At 71.4% G+C, this 18741-nt stretch carries 11 protein-coding genes; all 11 read right to left on the bottom strand.

The window, feature by feature from the left end:
* Positions 1-1459 (bottom strand): WS/DGAT/MGAT family O-acyltransferase (locus E7Z54_RS18735; protein ID WP_136436246.1); only part of this gene is annotated, 1459 nt, incomplete at its 3' end.
* A complete protein-coding gene (locus tag E7Z54_RS18730) occupies positions 1456-3114 on the bottom strand; it encodes an AMP-binding protein (protein WP_206056394.1) in 1659 nt (552 codons plus the stop codon). The genes E7Z54_RS18730 and E7Z54_RS18735, both read right to left, overlap by 4 nt.
* Positions 3111-3908, bottom strand: a complete 798-nt coding sequence (locus tag E7Z54_RS18725) for a lysophospholipid acyltransferase family protein (protein ID WP_206056393.1) — start codon at positions 3906-3908, stop codon at positions 3111-3113. Before E7Z54_RS18725 ends, E7Z54_RS18730 begins: the two co-directional genes overlap by 4 nt.
* Positions 3905-4699, bottom strand: coding sequence for an esterase/lipase family protein (locus E7Z54_RS18720; protein WP_136436245.1), 795 nt, complete (start codon positions 4697-4699; stop codon positions 3905-3907). The genes E7Z54_RS18725 and E7Z54_RS18720 overlap by 4 nt, the downstream gene beginning before the upstream one ends.
* Positions 4700-4807: 108 nt before the next feature.
* Positions 4808-5578, bottom strand: a complete 771-nt coding sequence (locus E7Z54_RS18715; protein ID WP_136436244.1) for a hypothetical protein — start codon at positions 5576-5578, stop codon at positions 4808-4810.
* A gap of 256 nt (positions 5579-5834) precedes the next feature.
* Positions 5835-8234: a transglutaminase-like domain-containing protein gene (locus tag E7Z54_RS18710; RefSeq protein WP_136436243.1), complete on the bottom strand. Its 2400-nt coding sequence runs from the start codon at positions 8232-8234 to the stop codon at positions 5835-5837.
* Positions 8235-8244: 10 nt separating this feature from the next.
* Positions 8245-9540 (bottom strand): DUF58 domain-containing protein, encoded by a 1296-nt coding sequence (locus tag E7Z54_RS18705; RefSeq protein ID WP_136436242.1) that lies wholly within the window; start codon positions 9538-9540, stop codon positions 8245-8247.
* Complete coding sequence (locus E7Z54_RS18700; RefSeq protein WP_136436241.1) at positions 9537-10508, bottom strand: AAA family ATPase; 972 nt, start codon at positions 10506-10508, stop codon at positions 9537-9539. Before E7Z54_RS18700 ends, E7Z54_RS18705 begins: the two co-directional genes overlap by 4 nt.
* A 92-nt stretch (positions 10509-10600) precedes the next feature.
* Positions 10601-16735, bottom strand: a complete 6135-nt coding sequence (locus E7Z54_RS18695) for an Ig-like domain-containing protein (RefSeq protein WP_136436240.1) — start codon at positions 16733-16735, stop codon at positions 10601-10603.
* Positions 16732-18183 carry a serine/threonine-protein kinase gene (locus tag E7Z54_RS18690; protein ID WP_168798410.1) on the bottom strand — a complete coding sequence of 484 codons (1452 nt, stop codon included), beginning with the start codon at positions 18181-18183 and terminating at the stop codon, positions 16732-16734. The genes E7Z54_RS18695 and E7Z54_RS18690 overlap by 4 nt, the downstream gene beginning before the upstream one ends.
* 30 nt (positions 18184-18213) lie before the next feature.
* The coding region (locus E7Z54_RS18685) for an FHA domain-containing protein (protein WP_136436238.1) at positions 18214-18741 on the bottom strand (528 nt) is incomplete at its 5' end.

The raw sequence follows: 18741 nt of genomic DNA, 5'->3' as shown, positions 1-18741 counted from the left end.
ACGCGCCGGCACCCGGCTCGCGGTGCGCCTCTCCTCCGGCGCCGCGGGATCCGGTGTCGAGGTCGAGCTCCGCCAGTGCCTCCGGGAAGTACGACGCCAGCCGGGCCACGTCCGGCAGCAGGTCCGGGCACGCGAGCAGCGAGAAGTTCATCCGGTCGACGTAGGACCAGACGGTCACGTTGAGGCCGATGCCGTCGACGAGAGGGCCGACGCTGAACAGGTCGGCCAGCCGGGCGCCGCCGACGGTCGCCGGCTCCCGGGGGCCGGGGACGTTGGAGACGATCACCGAGAACGGGGCCGGGTGCCACGACGCGGCGCTGAGGCGCGAGTAAGCGCGAACCGCGAGCGCGAACGGCCGCGGCGGCGTGAACTGGGTCCAGTCCGCGAGGATCGAGGTTCCGAGGCGCTGCTGGATCCGCTTGGCCTGGGCGGTGGTCTCGGAGATCCTGCGCAGCCGCTCGACCGGGTCGTCCACGTCGGTGGCGAGCGTGGTGAACAGGTTGGAGACACGGTTGCCGCCGAGCCGGGGCACCGCGTCGCGCTCGTCGGCGCTGATCGGGACGCCGGCGAGGAGCGACGAGGAGGGCCGCTCGCCACGGGCGGCCAGCCAGCGGCGCAGCGCGCCCGACGTCACGGCGAGCACGAGGTCGTTGAGCGTCACGCCGTCGTGCTGGGCCCGGATCCGCTTGAACTCGGCGAGCGGGAGCGTCGCCGTCGCGAAGGACCTCAGCGGCGTGAGCGAGCCGTTGAACGAGACCCGTGGCGCGTGCAGGACCGGCACCGGCGTGCTGACGCCGCCACGGCGCTCCTTGAGGGCGCCGATCACGCCCCTGACCGTGCGGACGAGGAGGCCCGGGATGAACCGGATCTGGACGGTCGCATCATGCAACGCGTGCCGGACCAGCATCGCCTTGCCCGGCAGCCGGGTCGCCACCTCCAGCTCCTCCTGGAGCGGCTCCGGTGGCACCGCCGTGCGAACGTCGGTGACGTTCGCCAGCAGCGCGTTGGCGGCAGCGCCGTCGGCCAGGGCGTGATGCAGCTTGCCGACCACGGCCACCCGGCCGCCCTCGAGGCCCTCGCAGTAGTGCAGCTCCCAGAGCGGGTGCTTCCGGTCGAGCGGGGTGCTGGCGATCAGACCGATCAGCTGCTCGAGCTGGCGCATGCTCGTGTCGCCGCCGAGCCGGTGGCGCCGGATGTGGTGGGCGACGTCGATCCGCGGCAGGGTCACCCACACGGGGTGGTTGAGCCCGAAAGGCACCTCCACCACCCGCCGGCGCAGGGGCGGCAGCCGTTTGAGCCGGGCCAGCAGCCCGGTGACGAAGGCGTCGTACGTCAGCTCGTCGTCGGCCTCGAGGATGGCGATCTTGAGGGTGTGCATGTGGACCGAGGGTGTCTCCATGTAGAGGAAACCGGCGTCGATCCCGGCCATCCGCTCGATCGCCGGTCGCACGCGGGTCATCGCGCGGCTCCCGGCAGCTCGCGCGCCATCACCTTGCCCGAGGCGTTGCGGGGCAGCTCGTCGAGGAACACGACGTCGCGAGGCACCTTGTATCCGGCGAGCTGCGCGCGGACGTGCGCCTTCAGGTCGTCGGGGGTGGCCGACGAGCCGTCGGCGAGCACGACGTACGCGGCGAGCCGCTGGCCGAACGACTCGTCGTCGACGCCCACGACGACCACGTCCCGCACCGCCCGGTGCTGGCCGAGGACCTTCTCGACCTCGACCGGGTGGACGTTCTCCCCGCCCGAGACGATCATGTCGTCGTCCCGGCCGACGACGTAGAGCCGGCCGTCCGGGTCGAGTCGACCGACGTCGCCGCTGACCATGTACCCGTCGACGAACTGCTTCTCGTCCCCCCCGGTGTAGCCGTCGAACGGCGAGGCGCCACGGACCAGGATCCGGCCGACCACGCCGGCCGGCGCGTCGCGGCCTCGGTCGTCGACGACCCGCAGCCGGGTCCCGCGGACCGGTCGGCCCGCGGTGTCCGGCGCGTGCCTGAGGTCCGCCGGGCCGGCGACGCTGATCTGGCCGGCCTCGGTCGCGTTGTAGCTGTTGTGGACGACGTCCCCGAACCGGTCCATGAAGGCGATCACCGACTGGGGCCGCATCCGTGAGCCGCTGGCGGACACGAAACGCAGGGAGGAGAGGGAGTAGCGGTCGAGCACCTCCTCGGGCAGGTCCATGATCCGCTCGAGCATCACCGGCACGACGCTCAGCCCGGTGGCGCGGTGGTCGTCGACGAGCCGCAACGTGGCCTCGGGGTCGAACCTCCGCCGGGTGACGACGGTGCAGGCCATGGTCGCGGCGATGACGAGCTGGCCGAAGCCCCAGGCGTGGAACATCGGCGCCGCCACCACGACGGTCTCCTCGCCACGCCACGGGATCGCCTCGAGCATCCCGGCCAGCTCGTCGGGCCCTCCCCCGCTGCGCCGCGCACCCTTGGGGGTACCGGTCGTCCCCGAGGTCAGGAGTACGACGCGACCTCGGCCCGCAGGCTTCGGCGGCGCCTGCCCGTGGTGGGCCGCGATCAGGCCGTCGCTGCTCAGGACGCCCTCGGGGACCCGACGGTCGGCCCAGCCGAGGATCTCGACCAGCCCGTCGACCCGGGCCCGGGCGTCGGCGACGACGTCGGCGAACTCCTCGTCGTACACGATCACCCGCGCACCCTCGCGCTCCATCACGTCGGCGAGCTGCGGCCCCGAGAAGCCGGTGTTCAGGAGCAGCGCGTCCGCCCCGAGCCGCGAGCTGGCGAGCAGGGCGTCGACGAAGCCCCGGTGGTTGCGACACAGGACCGCCACCACGTCGACGGGCCCACCGAGCACGTCGAGCACTCCGGCGGCGAGCGCCGCCGAGCGGTCCTGCAGCTGCTGCCAGGTCAGCGAGCCGCGTTCGTCGACGAGGGCGGTGCCGCCCGGCCGTCGGACCGCGGCGAGGGCGAAGCTCGCCGTGGCGGTGGTGCCCTGGTCACCGATCACCCGGACGAGGGCGACGTACTTCGCCGGGCTCATCCAGACCAGCATCCGGCTGCGGACGAGCATCCCGAACACCCACAGCTGCGACCGCAGCGCGTGCAGCAGCCTCAGCGGGATGCGAAGGATCCTCCGCAACCCGGTCACCCCAGCACCGGGAAGCGGCGCGCGCGGGCGAGCTCGTCGATCGCGTCCTGCATCCTGGACCGCACGATCTCGTCGATCGCCGCGACGTGGTCCGCCGGGTCGAGGTCGGGTCCCAGCACGGTGGCCGGGTCGACCGGCTCGAGGACCCGGGTGGTGATCTTGGTCGGCAGCGGAAGATTGGGCGGGAAGGCCGGCATCAGACCGAACGGGAAGCCGATCCCGATCGGGAACAGGTCGGTGCGCAGCAGCTTGCGCCACGGGGCGCGGCGCCCGATCCACTGGCCGCGGGTCAGGAACAGCTGCGCCTCCTGCCCGCCGACCGAGACGACGGGGAGGATCGGCACTCCGGCCTCGAGCGCCGTACGGACGTAGCCGGTGCGGCCGTTGAAGTCGACGACGTTGGCCCTGAAGGTCGGGCGGAAGGTGTCGTAGTCCCCGCCCGGGAACACGATGGTGACGCCGCCGCCGCGAAGGATCTCGAGGGCGTTCTCGCGGGTGGCCGGCACGAACCCGAACTTCCGGAAGAAGGGTCCGGCCGCGCCGGTGAAGAGCATGTCATGGGCCAGGCAGTGCAGCGGCCGGGAGGCACCGAAGGTCTCGGCGAAGCTGACGGCGATGATCGGGACATCCATCGCGAGCAGGCCTCCCGAGTGGTTGCCGACCATCAGCGCGCCCCCCGCGGGCACGTTGTCCATGCCGCGCACGGTCGAGCGGAAGTAGCCCTTCATCGCAAGCTTGAGGAGCGGCAGCACCGTCGCGACGTAGCCCGGGTCGCGGCCCTCGAGGGCGCTCACGACGCCAGCCCCAGCGGGAGGAGGCCACGCCAGGAGAACGTCCGCCAGTCGGCGGGATCCTGCCGAAGCCGGTCGACCAGGACCGTGAGCACGATCGGGTTGGCGACCATGCCGACATGACTGCTGACCACCTCGACGTTCTCGGCCGGCGGGTCGCGCCGCTCGTCGACGGTGCAGCCCCGCCACGGCACGATCCCGTCCGACCTCGACCACACCGCCGTCACCGGCACCGGAAGCGGCTCTCGGAGCTGGTCGACGATCTCGCGGGCGTTCTCGACGATCCCGTGTCGAGCCCGCGACCGCTCGAAGAGCGCGGTCGCCCGGGTGCGCTCGCCCTCGGCGCGCCACGGCGACCCCAGGCAGACCACCTGCCGGACCCGCTCCGGGTGCTCATGGGCCAGCCACCGGGCCAGCAGTCCGCCGAAGCTCCAGCCCACGACGCTGACGGGCTGCCCGTAGCGGTCGGCCAGCTCGGCGAACCGCTCCGGCAGGCCGGCGACGATCCGCTCGGTGAGGCCGTGGTTGCTGCCGAGCCCCCAGCCGTGGACCCGCCAGCCGCGCTGCTCCAGGTGGCCGCGGAGCCGGCCTGTCATGGCGTCGTGCGCGGAGAAGCCGGGCAGCACCAGCACCGGTCGGCCGCGCCCGACGTCGCGGTCGGGCAGGGCGAGGTCGATCAGCCGGGAGGCGCCGTACTCCACCGCGAAGCGCGGCACCTCCAGCAGGAGAAGTGCCCGATGCGGCCCGCCGCGGTCACCGGTCGCGGCGCCGCGCTCGCCCTCGAAGTCGTACACCCGACACTCCTGAATAGAACACGTTCTAGTTCTACGAGTATCGCGTGCCGGGGCCTCCCGAGCAAGCCGACGCGGCCAGGTCACGCCACGTGGCCGAGCCGCGGATGGTCAGCGACAGGGCCAGGACGTCGCCCGCATGGCTTCCCTCGCGCCCGACTTCCTCACCACCACGGCCCGGACGACTCCGTCCGACCTCGGGGCGATGCGGCGCAGTACGACGGCGGTGCGCCGCAGCTCCCGACCGGTCAGCACCGTGCGCCTGTCGCCGTTGACGTAGAGCGTGACCCGCTTCGCCCTCCGCGGCAGGCTCCGGCTCAGGGCGACCCGCACCTTGTGGTCGGTGCAGTTGCGGTGGCCGGCCCGGAGGAAGCGCAGCGCCCTGCCTCGCTGCGAGCGCAGGGTTCCGATCGGGAAGATGTTGGCGGCGACGTCGGCACTGGCACGGCTCAGCTGGTCGTCGCGCGAGCCGAACGGGACGGTCACTTCGGCGATCAGTTGCCCGCCGACGGAATAGGAGCCGGGTGGGACCAGCCTGGTGAGGGAGCGCCCAGGCTTGACGACGATGGACGACCCGTCCGACGCCACGACGCCGACCGCACCGTCGGTCCTGCCACGGGCCGAGGCGCTGCCGCGGACCACGAGCCAGGAACGTTTCGGCACCGTCACCCCGACGCCGGTGACCCTGGTGTACACCTTCACGGTCGGCGAGCAGACGCTGGAAGCCGTCGTCGGGTTCGCCGACGCGGTCGCGGTGGCCCGCATCCGGACCCGCGTCGTCCCCCGGGAGTCCCCCGACATTCGCCCGGTGACGACGGCCGTGGCACGGAAGCCCGCCGCTGCTGTAGAACCGGTGCGGTCGAGCGCGATCGTCCGCCACACGCCCGGGGGGTACCTGACGGTCCCCGGTCGCGCACCGTTGAATGTCGGGACGCAGCCCGGGTCATTGGCTGTGGCCCACTCATAGGCCCCGAGCTCAGTGCTCCTCACGGCGGCCTGTGCTGTCACCGGCTGCAGGGTCATCCCCAGCCCGAGCAGCCCGACCACACCCGCACTCACCCAACGACGAACCGACATCACGTTCCTACTTCCCGAGCCAGAAGGCAGCGTTCTCCGACACACAGCGCAGCATCCACGCCTACCCCCGGCGCTCGCGGGGCAAACCACCACGACGCGGCAGCCGGCGGCGCAGGCCGGCGACCGGAGCGAGGAGGGCCCGGCCCAGTCGCACTGCCAGCCGTCGGGCCCGCGCCCGGACTCGGTCGAGGGCGCGCCGCCACGGGACCGTGGCCAGCGAGAACGGCGCCGCGATGCGGCGCCACCACGGTGTCGCCCTGCGGATCCCCTTCAGAGCGCTGTCCACGTCGGACCAGTAGGCACGAGCCTCGGCGCGGGTGGGCCGGCCGGGGCCGAAGACGTGACGATCCGCGGTGTAGGCCAGCGCGACGACCGATACGGCGTCGTACCTCTCGGCGGCGGCGTAGGCGCTCTCCCGCCGCGTCGCCGAGGGCGCCGTGCGCACGCCGAGGTCACCAAGGCGGTCGGTGAGCTCCCGCCATGCCCCGGCCAGCCGGGTCGTGGGGTCGGCCACCTTCCGGCGGCGCCTGCGCCGCAGGGCCTTGAACAGCGCGACGCCCCACAGCGGGGACAGGACGAGCAGCACCTTGGCGACGGTGAGTCCGACGCCGAGGATCGTCGCGAGGAGCGCCAGGATGTCGCCCTTGGTGCGGTCGCCGTCACCCTGCTGCAGGTTGTCGGTGGCATCCTTGGGCTCACCCGGCACCCGGGGCGGCTGGAGGACCTGTGGCTGAGGCTCCTCGTCCGGCTCGTCGTTGGGACGGCGCAGCTTCTGGTCCTCGGGGGGCGTGGGCTCGAACGGCACCCAGCCGGCGTCCTCCAGCTTCACCTCCGTCCAGGCGGTGACGTGCTCGCCGCGGACCACGCCGTCGCCGGGCGGCACCTTGAAGCCGATCACCACCCGGATCGGCAGACCCATCCGCTGGCCGGCCAACGCCATCGCCGAGGCGTACTGCTCGGCGTTGCCGACCGGCGTGGCGGTCCTGGTCAGCAGGGCCATCCGGCTGGCGCCGTGGCCCGCCGGGACGTAGTCGTCGATGCCGTCGGAGTAGAACCCGTGCTCGCGGAACGAGTCGCGGAGGAACTGGGCGAGCTCACCCCCGGTGGTGCCGGAGAAGTCTGCGTCGACCTGCCAGCGCTGGACCCGGTCCACGAGCTCCTCCGGCACGATGGCCGGCGCCGGCAGCGAGACCGAGGAGTCGAGGTCGTGCAGTGCGATCTCCTCCTCCTGGAGCGGAGCCGGCACCGCGGCCTGGATCTCGAAGGTCGTGCCCTGCCGGACCCCTCCGATCTGAGCGACCGTGCCCGTCTCGGGGTTGACGACCAGCTCGCTGGCGGCGAGGTCGTCGTGCTCGCCGTCCCTCGACGGCGTCATCGACAGCGTCTCGCCGACACTCGGCACCCACACTCCGGTGTAGTCGCCGACGGTGATCCGGCCGCGCACGTTCGCCCCCTGGTTCGCCTCAGGATCGTTGCGAAGCCGACGGAAGGTGCCGGAGTCGTGTCCTGCGTCGGGGCCACCCGAGACGTTCCACACGATGCCGTCGTAGGCGTCCATGACCGCGAACCGAACGAGTGTGCCGCTCTCCAGACCGTCCACGGTGAACAAGGTGGTGCCGGTCTTCACCGGCTCCTTCTTGTAGGCACGGAACTTCGACAAGGGACTGGGGTAGGCGCGTGGGTCGAAGGGCGGCTCGACGTGGTCGCGGAGCACGACGCGGTACTCCTCGGTGCTGCCCACGGAGCCTGCGCCGGCAGCGACGGCGCCAGCGGCCATGACGACCCCGCAGGTGGCGACGACGCGACGCATCCACCGGGCCTGCACGTGCCGAGCCGACCGCCAGCGCAGCCACACCAGGCCGACGCCGGCGAGGGCGAGGCCCCGGCCGACCGCCGCCTCCGCCTCGACGTCCCCGAACGCCGAGGCGACGACCAGCATCGCCGCGAGGACCACACCGGCCATCCCGGGCCAGCGGGAGCGCCAGAGGAAGACGGTCGCGAGCAGCGCACCGACCAGGCCGGTCACCAGCGGCACGACCAGCACCACGCCGCTCGTCCCGAGCGGTGCGGGCAGGGTCAGAGACTCCCGCCACGCGTGCACCAGCCCGATCACGAGGTCCCGCAGCGAGTCGGCGGTGGGCAGCAGCCCGCTCCGTGCGCGGCCCGGCACCGCCACCGCGGAGCCCACCGCGAGATAGCCGGCGACGGCGGCCAGTGCCGTGAGCCAGGAACCCCACCGCAACCGCACGCTGAGCCAGCTCACCGCGAGGCCGAGCACCATGCCGACGACGACGGCCAGCAGCCATCGGCGGCCGGCGTAGGCGGCTGCGAACGGCCAGGAGGCCAGGACGCCGAGGCCGACGACCAGGACCGTGTCCACGAGCGCCAGGCGCCAGGACGGCGCCGCCCCGATGCGCGGTCCGCGTTCGGGGACGACCACCATCGGCCGACTGCTGTTCATCGGGGCGTGCTCACGCTGCGACCCGTCGTACGGCGACCCCGAGCTCCTCGAGGCGCCCGATCGTCGCCACGGCCAGGTCGCCGAGCCACCGCAGCGACGGCTCCTGCCCGATCACGCACCGAGCCGCGATCACCCGGGTGTCGACCGGTAGGTGCTGGCGTGCGCGACGCAGCTCGGTGACCGTGACCTCCGATCCGACACAGAGGACGACGACGCTTGCGGCTTGCTCGTCACCCTGCAAGCGTCGAGCGACCTCGACCAGGCGCCGGGCCTGCCAGTCGTAGGTGAGACCCGAGAGACCGTCCAGGAACTGTTGCGCACTGCGGGCCGGAAGGGAGGCCAGGGACGAGACCGCACTCATCTGCTGTCCGTCCGCGAGGGCTTGGGTGCCGAGGGACCCGGCGACCGAGATCGCGAGCTCGAACTCCTCGTCGCTGGCGTAGTCCTCCAGCCGGGAGCTGATCATCGTCAGCAGGTGGGACCGCCGGGTCTCCTCGAACTGCCGGACCATGAGCGTGCCGGTCTTGGCGCTGGACTTCCAGTGGATGTGGCGGCGGTCGTCTCCGGGAACATAGCCGCGAAGGGCATGGAAGGCGACGTCGTTGTCGGACACCTTCGGCACCGTCTGGCCCTCGAGGTCCCGCACCAGACCGGCCGCCGAACCCTCCACCCGGAGCGTCTTGGGGTGGATGTAGAGAGTGTCGACCCGGCTGAGGTGTCGCTCACGGCGGAGCAGCGCGAGCGGGTCGGTGCGCACTGCCGTCACCGGCCCGACGTCGAGGACGGCACGCTGGGCGGTCGGGATCGCGAACAGCTCCTCGTGCTCGCCACCCGGCTCGAGGGCCGGCAGCTCGAACGCCGCGCGGCCCGCTCCCACCGGGAACTCCACCACCATCGGCCGGGACCGCCGCGTCGTCGGGTTCGACACCGTCAGGAACCCGTTGGCCCGCTCCCCCACGATCACCCGCTCACGGGTCAGGTCCAGCCGGGCTGCGACCGGCTGGCGCCCGACGACGAACAGGACCGCGATCGCCTCGACGAGGGCGAGGAAGACGCCACCGACGAGCAGCTCCCCCCAGTTGAGCAGCGGTGCCGCGACCAGGAGCACGGCCGCGAGCACAGCGACCGCCCAGCCCGCGGGGGTGACGGTCCGCGTGATCGGCGCCAGCACGTCCCGGGCGTGACTGGTCCGCGCCACCAGCGCCTCGCGCACGGCACCACTCCATGCCCTGCGTCGGCGTGAGAGCTCGACGACGGTACGGCGCGCGCCGACCACCCACGAGCCGGTCCGCGAACGGGCATTCATCGCGCGGCCGACTCCTGTGGCACGTGCACCCGCTCCAGGACACGGCGGATGACGTCCTCGCTCGTGGTGCCGCGGAAGTCCTCCTCGGGGTCGAGCACGATGCGATGCGCGAGGACCGGGATCGCCAGCGACTTCACGTCGTCGGGCAGGACGTAGCCGCGGCCGAAGGCGGCCGCCCGCGCCCGGGCGGCACGGACGAGGGCGAGACCCGCGCGGATGCTGGTGCCGAGGACCACTTCGGGCGCGTCCCGGGTCTCCTCGGTGAGGCGCGAGACGTAGGCGTAGAGCGCGGGATCGACGTGGACCTGCTGGGCCATCTCGATGAGCTGCAGGATGCTTCCGCCACCGATGATCGGGCGGACCACCGCGGCGGCCTTGCCCTTGGGAGCGTTGGCGAGGATCCGCACGGCGTCGTCGTGCTCGGGGTAGCCCAGCGAGGTCTTGATCAGGAACCGGTCGAGCTGCGCTTCGGGCAGCCGGTAGGTGCCGGCCTGCTCGATGGGGTTCTGGGTCGCGATCACGACGAACGGCTGGTCGACCGGATGAGTGACACCGTCGACGGTGACCTGGCTCTCCTCCATCACCTCCAGCAACGCGGACTGGGTCTTCGGCGAGGCGCGGTTGATCTCGTCGGCCAGCACCACGTTGGCGAAGATCGGGCCCCTGTGGAACTCGAACTCCTGGCTGCGCTGGTCGTAGACGGTCACACCGGTCACATCACTGGGCAGCAGGTCCGGCGTGAACTGGATCCGGTGGTGGTTGCCCTGGATGGTCTGGGCCATCGCCCGTGCCAGGGAGGTCTTGCCGGTGCCCGGGAAGTCCTCGAGGAGCAGGTGCCCCTCGGCGATGAGGGCGATGAAGGCGAGCTGGACGACCTCGGTCTTGCCGACGATCGCCTGCTCGACGTTGCCGACGAGGCGGGCGAAGGTCTGGGAGAACCACTCGGTCTGCTCGGTGGTGAGCGACATGTCGTCCTTTCATGGCGGGGTGTTCGGGGGGTCGGGGGGGTCGGGGGTGTTCGGGGGTGTTCGGGGGGTGTTCGGAGGGACGGTGGTGGAGGTCAGTAGTTCCTGTCGGTCATGCCTGCGACGTTGGCCTCGACCCCGCCGTAGCCGGAGACCGTGCAGCTGTTGCCGCCGAAGCGGCCGGCGAAGGACCCGCCGACGGACTGGGTGAAGTTGCACTGCGCCGGGTCCTCGGCGTGAATGCCGTGGAGCGTGACCGTGGCGGTGTTGCCCGACTGGAGGAATCCTGACCCGTTGAGGGTGACGTAGCAGTTCTGGCCCAGGACGTTGCACAGGACGTCGACGGCGAGGTCCTTGGCCTTCGAGGTGCCGTTGAGCCTCACCACCTCGCTGTACTTCCGGTCGCCGTCGGCCTCCGAGACGGTCCGCGCCAGGATCGTGCGGGTCGTACCGCCCTCGGGGACCTCCTCCGCGTAGGAGCTGCCGGACCTGATGTCGCGCCAGCTCGCACCGGAGTCGTTGCTGTACTGGACGCCGGTGACGTCCTTCCCGTTCGGGGCACCCTCGTTGACCTGGATGAAGACCTTGTAGTGCTCGTTGCTGTTGTTGACGGTGATCGGCGGCGCCCCCGGCTTGCCCCACGTGTCGATGTCGCCGAGCTCCTGGGAGTCGCCGTCGATCGCCCGGTCACCGTTGTGGGTGACGGCCCAGACGGTGACCGAGTGGCGCCCGTTGTCGGCGAAGTCGATCTGCCGGCCGCCGCCGGGCGCCGCTCCGACGGTGTACTGGCGGCCGGTACTGGTCCTGACCACGTAGTGACCGATGGCCAGGCCGCCGTCGTCGGCAGGTGCGTCCCACGCGATGGTCGCCACCCCGTCCGCGGGCGACTCCCCGACCTCCCGCAGGTTGCGCACCGGCCCCGCCTTCGTCCACGGACGGCCGGAGACGCTCGGGCTCGGGTCGCTGCGGCCGGCGTCGTTGTTGGCCGCGACGGTGAAGGTCACCGTCTTTCCCTTCTGGATGCCGTCGCTCTCGTCGAAGGTCTTCGACGAGGCGGATGCGTCGACGACGTAGCTGGACCGGTTGCAGCCGCTGCAGCTGATCGTGTAGCTGGAGACCGGGTTGCCGTTGCTCTGCGACTCCGACCAGCTGCTCCACTCGATCCGCACCCACGGGCGCTGCAGGAAGTTGCCGGCCTCGCTGGCGGAGAGGGCCGGCGCGAGGCCAGTCCGCATCGGGACGCCGAACGGCGCGACCGCCTTGGACGCACCCGAGAACTGACGGCGCGGCTCCACGGTGTTGATCGCCCGGATCTCGAAGGCGTAGGGAGTCCCGTTGGTGAGCCCGGGGATCGTGTACGACGTCGCGCCGCCCGGCGCCAGCCAGGTCCTCGCGCTGCCCGCCTCCTTGATCTCGAACCCCGTGATCGGCGAGCCCTCGTTGGCCGGCACTGACCACCGCACCGTGAGCTTCCGATCCATCTGCGTGCCCGTCGGCTTCCCGGCGACGACGATGGTCGGCGGCGTCATCAGGTCCGGTGCCCGGTTGGGCACGACCTCCTGCGACGGCGGGCTCGGCTCACTGGCTCCCTCCGAGTTCACCGCCCGCACCGTGAACGTGTAGGTCTCGCCGGGCGTGAGGTCCTGCAGCCGACACGTCGTCGCCGCGCAGTCCTGGCTGAAACCGTGGGATCCCTCGACCTTGTAGGACGTGATGGGCGCGCCGTTCGACTCTGGCTCCCGCCAGGACAGGACAGCGGACGACGCCTCCACCGACGACACCGTGGGGCGCAGCGGAGCCTCCGGCTCGTCAACGACCGTGACGTTGATGCGGGCGGTCACCTTGCGTGCGGCGTCCCCGGACGCGTCGGCCACCGAGACCTTGAGCGTCGACGTGCCCGATGTGGTCGGCGTGAACGAGACGACCGAACCCTCGGCCTTCACTCCGGACAGCCGGCCGGAGCCCTCGATCCTGGGATTGGTGACCTCGATCGGCTCTCCGGGGTAGGGGTTCACCGCGTACTCCGCGACGTCGACGGTGATCTCCTCGTCGCGCTTGCCCGCGACGTTGATCGTGGGGATCTGCATCAGTGGCCGGCTGCTGTCGACGACGTGCACCGTGATCGCTGCGGACCCGCGGGCGCCCTGGGCATCGACAGCGGAGACGTCGACCCGCAGGGTGTCCCCCTGGTCGGCCCCGCTTCCGGCATCGATCGACAGGATGCTGTCGCCCGGCGCGATCTCGGCGGTGACGCCCTCGTCGACCGAGTCCACGGTGAAGGTCATCGCCGCGAGGTCACCCTCGTTGGCGTCCGTGGTCAGCCCGGCCAGGTCGACCTCCACCGGGTCGTCCGCGGTCGTCACGTCCACGACGGCGTTCCGCATCGTCGGAGCAACGTTGCCTGCGGGCGCGACGTCGATCGGGATCGTGAGCAGCGAGGTGAGCGCCGCGTCCTCCGCCGCACTCCGCCCGTCGGTCACCTCGACCGTCACCGACGCCGGACCGACATGGCCGCGCCGCGGCGTGAAGGCGAGCGAGGTCGGCGCGTCCTCGACCGGGTTCACGGCACCGTTGACGGCCGTGGGGGTGGAGTCCGAGACGATCTGGACGTCGCGGCCGGCGCGGGTCACCACGAGGTCCCTCAGGTCGATCACCACGTCCTGGCCCTCCGTCACCTCCACCGGGATCAGTTCCGGATCGGTGGTCAGCTGCGGCGGCACGTTGTCCGTGCCGCTGACGAAGATCACCCCGAACGTCGCCGGCGACTCGTCGTCGGCGTCGTCGAGCCGATAGAGCACCACCTGGTCCTCGGCCTCGAGGCTGACCTCCACACTGGCCTCGTCGACGCTGACCGCGCAGTCCCCCTTGCTGCCGGCGTCACAGCCGGTGACCCGCAGGTCCGCCTTGGCCCCGTCGAAGTCGAGGTCGTTCTCCAGCACCGCGATCTCCACGCTGTCACCGGGATCGCGGCCCACCACCTTGCCGAGGTCGGCGACGTCGTCGCGAGCGATCGGCGCGTAGAAGGGCGCATCCCGGCTAGCCGAGACCTTGAGCACGGCGCTGTCCCGGGCCCCGGCGGCATCCCGGATCGTGTAGCCGATGTTGCTGACCGTGGCGCCGACCTCGGGGGCATCGCCCACGTCGAGCTCGACGAAGCCGTTCTCGTGCTCGGAGTCGACCTGCGCGTTGAGAGCCTCGATGCGCAGCGCGTCGTCGTCGGGATCGACGTCGTTGGTCAGGACGTTGTAGGAGATCGTGCGGCCCGGCTGGACCAGCACGCTGTCGTCGAGAGCGACCGGCGCCTGGTTCTCCGGCTCCTGCGGCACGACGCCTACGCGAACCTCGGCGACACCGGTGGCGCCGTACTTGTCCTGCACCAGGATCTGGAAGAAGTCGGTGCCGGTCTTGCCGGGGAATGCCTCGTAGCGGATCCAGTCCACTCCGGTGTCGAGGATCCGGCCGTACGACGGAGCAGTGAGGATGCCGCGGAAGGCGACCGAGTCCCCGTCCGGGTCGGCGCCGGTCATGTCGACCGAGATCACCTTCGGACGGCCGCCGATGACCCGATCGATGATCGGCTGCGGCACCGGCGCATGGTTGTTCTTCGCGGAGTCCGCGACGACGTAGATGTCCACCTCGGCCGTGGCCTTGAGACCGTCGACGTCCCGGACGCCGTAGATGACCGCGTAGTTACCGGGCTCCTCCGGCGCCAGCAGACGCAGCGTGTCGCCCGCGACCCAGACCTTCAGCTCCTGCTCGTTGATCAGGTCGGACTGGAACAGGCGAGGCTTGCCGCCGTCGGGGTCGGAGTCGTTGGCCAGGACCGGGATGGACGTGACGGAGCCGGCGCGCACGGTCACCTGGTCCTTGTTGGCGACCGGGCGTCTGTTGGTCTGCGTCGACTGTCGTTGGCCGACCACCAGGTGCCCGACCGCCGAGCTACGACCGTCGGAGACGACGTACTCCACGGTTGCCTGCTGACCGGCGAAGTCGGCCACCGAGCTGATCACCGCGAGCCGCTTGTCGACGAGCGACACCTTGACGCCCGGTATCGAGGACCGGCCGATCCGCTTGACCACGAGGACGTCCCCGTCGGGGTCGAGGTCGTTGAGCAGCAGGTCGGCCTGCGCGGTTCCGCCGGGGGTCACGACCGCCTTGTCGCCCACCGCGACCGGCGGCCGGTTGTCCTTCGGCGGTGACTCGATGTCGAGCCGGATGAACGACGACCGGGTGGCCGAGGAGTTGTAGGCGGAGTACTCCAGGTAGTAGCTCTTCGCCCTCTCGGACCGGAAGGTGAACGTGCCGGACTCCAGGTCCTTCGAGATCTCCGTCCCGGCGTCGTTGCCGACCACCTTCACACTCTTCAGCGTCAGCTCGCGGCCCTCGGGGTTGCGGTCGTTCGACAGCGGCTGGACCACGATCCGGGTGCCGGCGACACCGGACTTGAGGTCGGCCACCAGCTCGGGAGGGGCCGTCTCCCCCAGTACCTGGACCGGCAGCTTGCCGACGATGACGTCGTAGCCGTCCTCGATCGTGTACTGGATCTCCTTGAGCCGGCTGCCGTCGCCGTTGTCGGTGAAGGTGATCGTGCCGTCGGGGCGGAACTCGACCTCGCCGCCCCGCGCGGTGGCGTCGGTCAGCGTCAGGTCGTCGCCGTCCATGTCGTAGAAGTCGGCGAGGAGGTAGTGGCTCGAGGTGGCGCCGCGGGTGACCCGGAGTCGAGGATCGCGATCGTCCATCTTCTGCGGCTTCGCATGCTGTGACTCCTCGCGGATCTGGAGTGACACCTCGGCCCAGCGCTCTTCGTTCACGCGGCCGTCGGTGACGTAGTAGCGGAAGACGGAGCGGCCCTCGGCATCGGCGGGAACGGCGACCTGGAGCTGCGTTCCGCCGCCGACGATCTTCACCTCGAGCTCCGGACCGCTCACGTGCTGGGTCTTGGAGATGCTGATGATGTCGCCGTCAGGGTCGTGGTCGTTGAGGGCGACGACGGGCAGGACGGTCGAGCGTCCGGGCCGGGCGCCCAGGTTGTCGTTCTCAGGCTCGGGGGGACGGTTCTCCTGCTCGGGGACCTCCTCGGTGGTCTCCTTCTGCTTGGAGAGGTTCTGGTTGTTGGGGTCGACCGACGGCCAGTTGTCGACCTTCGCCTTGCCCGGTTCCTGCACGAGCCAGGTGTCGCCCGTGAACGCGTCGTTGAGCACCACGACATTGCGGTTCACGCGGAACTGGAGCTCGGCGCCCGCCTGCATGGCGGGAATGGGGGTGGTGTCGTCGAAAGCGTCCTCGGCGCAGTCGCGCAGGTAGTTGTGCGAGGACTGCGGGTCCGACCAGGCGGCGTAGACGCACTCGGCGCTGGCCAACCAGACCGGTGCGGCCGGCCGTCCGGCGACCTCGCCGCGACTGATCGTCCTGAGCTCGCCCCCCTCCAGGGGAATGACGTGCAACCCCTCGGAGGTCGCGACGTGAAGCTCGTCGTGGGCGGCAGAGGGGAGCTGGAGCTGCACGGCGGAGGGGTCCGCCGTCTCGAGGATGACCGGGTCGGTGCCGGGCCGGACCAGCTCCATCGTGGTGCGGTTGAAGAGCACCGGCGTGTCACCGACGACGCTGAGCGCGACCAGCGCGGGATCGGTGCCGAGATCCCCACCGAGGTCGATCTCGTCCTCCGCGACCGCCGCACCGCTGTCGTCGATCGCGTGGCTCTCGACAGTGCCGTCCCGTCGCAGCACGTAGGCGCGGCCGTCGGTGCCGACCACCGCGGTGAGGGCTTCGGTCACGTCCGGCGGCGACCCCTTCGTGGAGAATCCCTTGAAGTGGGCCGCCGACCGGATCCAGGCCTTCCCGGTTGCGGCATCCACGACTGCGAAGGTGCTACCGCCGTGCGCGACGTGCGCTCCGGTCGGCAACGAGGTCGCGTCCTGGACCGCTGCTCGCGCGATGTCGACCGGTTTGACGGCGCGGTCCGAGGAGGCGTCGTCGAGATAGAGATCGGTCGCGCGCTGGAAGATGTCGAACCGGGCGCTGGCGGCGTCGACGCCCAGGTCCAGCTCCTTGATCTGCGGGTTGAGGCGGGCCACCAGGCCGTCCTGGCGATTGGTGACCCACACTCCGCCGTCGTTGAGCTCGACCTCGGTGAACGGCTTGCCCTCGTGCCGCACGGCGAGCACGACGAGCGCGACCACGACCAGCGCGAGGGTCGTCGCCGAGGCTGTCCTCCGCCAGCTGCCGATCACTGTCCCACCACGCAGACCTGCTCCGAGGGCGCCGACGGTGGGCTTCCCTCGCGTGAGAGAGACACGCGCAGGCAGACCGTCGCCCCCGCGGGCACGCGGACCGCCTTGCTGGTGGCGGTGGTGTACTCCGGCCCGTCCTGGTCCGCTCCGTCGCCGGAGAGGACCACCTTGAACTCGTCGCCCTCCTTGGGCCGGCCCACCGTCCAGGTGAACGTCCAGCGGGTGCCCTTGCCGGCTCTGCTCACGACCGGCGCAGCCGGGATGTCGATGACCTCGACCGGGTCCGCCGGATCCTCACCCCGGATCGGTCCGTCGGAGGACCCGTCGCTGTCCGAGCCTCCAGCCAGCAGGGCGAACCCGACGACGCCGACCACGGCGACGGCGAGCGCGCCGACCCCGACCCGCGCGAGCACACCCGCCCGGTGCGTCTGGTCACGCTCCGGACGCGGTGACGCGGGCCCGGCACCGTCGATCATCGGCCCGACGTCCGGCTCGAGGGTGTCACCTCGGATGGCCGGCCGCAGCGGCGCCTGACGGGCGCGGACCTGCGGAGGGATGATCACCGCCACGGGTCGCACCAGGGTGCGGGCGTCGTTCGGGTGCTCCTCTGCGACCGCCGACGGCGCAGCGTCCATGACCTCCAGCCGGGTGGGCGACTGCCGCAGCTCGATCTGCACGTCCTGCAGCTGCCGTCCCAGCACCATGGCCGACACGGGTCGATCCTCCACCCGGACGGCCATCGCCCGTCGCAGGACGTCGACCAGGGACGCCGGGACGTCGGTACGTCGCAGCGGGCTCAGCTGGCCGCGCTCGATCCGCGTCATCAGCATCGCGTTCTCGTTCGCGGATGCCTCGCGGACCTCGAACGGCGAGTGACCGGCGAGCAGCGAGTAGAGCGTGGCCGCGAGCGAGTACACGTCACTGCGAACGTCGTGGCTGTCCGCCACGAGCACCTCGGGGGGCGACCACGGGATCGACAGGCCCTGGCCGGCTGCGCCGGCCTCGCCGATCACCGACGCGATGCCGAAGTCGGTCAGCAGCGGCACGCCGAACGTGCTGGTGAGGATGTTGTGGGGCTTGATGTCGCGATGCAGGATGCCCGCACGATGGGCGGTCTCGACGGCGCTGGCGATCCGCACGCCGATGTCGAGCACTTCGTCGACCGACAGCGGCTGGTGACGGTAGCGCTGCGCGAGGTGCGGCGGCGGGCAGTACTCCATGACCAGGAACGCGCGACCGTCGGAGCTGACCCCCGCCTGGTAGATCGGCACGATCGACGGATGACTGGAGAGCTGCGCCATCACGTTGGCCTCGGCCCGGAACAGCTCGAGCGCTGTCGGGTCGCTGCCGCTGCGCAGCACCTTGATCGCAACCTGCCGGGTCGGGAGCTCCTGCTGGTAGCGGAAGACGTCGGCGAACCCGCCTTCGCCGACCCTGCCGACGAACACGAACCCCGGAATCTGCGGCGCCTCCACTCCTCACCCGCCCCGGTTGCGGACGATCGTGGCGGTCAGGCCCTTCGACAGGGTGAGGACGTCACCCACCGCGATCTCCGTCGCCACACCGGTGCCGAGCTGGACCGGGGCGCGGCCCGGGCGGCTCAGCAGCGTGCCGTTCGTGGACATGTCCGTCACCAGGACCCGGCCCTCGTCGAACGAGACCTCCAGGTGCGTGCCCGACACATACGGATCGTCGACGGTGATCAGCGCCGGCAGGTTGGCGCTGCTTCCAACCTGCTGGACACGGGGGCTGCGGCCGATCAGCACCCGGCGCCGGATCGGGATGACGCGACCGTTGGAGAGCTCGATCGCTACCGTCGGCGCGGCCGATCCGGAGGTGACCACCTGCTGCGCCCGTTGGGCCCGCAACGCCTGCAGCTGCGCGGGCGTGGTGGTCCGACCGTCGTGGTCGACGTCGAACGAGCCGCCCGGCGAGGTGGTCGGCGCGGTGGTCGGCGCGGTGGTCGGCGGTGCGGTCGGCGGTGGGCTCGGGGGGCCGGTCGGCAT

Source organism: Nocardioides sp. (genome assembly GCF_004803405.1).
Classification (GTDB): domain Bacteria; phylum Actinomycetota; class Actinomycetes; order Propionibacteriales; family Nocardioidaceae; genus Nocardioides; species Nocardioides vastitatis.
The sequence above is the reverse complement of the archived record's forward strand: the minus strand, read 5'-3'. Positions and strand labels throughout refer to the sequence as shown.

Coding starts and splice junctions, on each gene's coding strand:
- E7Z54_RS18710 (WP_136436243.1), bottom strand. CDS start 8,234: ATGAACAGCAGTCGGCCGATGGTGGTCGTCCCCGAACGCGGACCGCGC.
- E7Z54_RS18700 (WP_136436241.1), bottom strand. CDS start 10,508: ATGTCGCTCACCACCGAGCAGACCGAGTGGTTCTCCCAGACCTTCGCC.
- E7Z54_RS18705 (WP_136436242.1), bottom strand. CDS start 9,540: ATGAATGCCCGTTCGCGGACCGGCTCGTGGGTGGTCGGCGCGCGCCGT.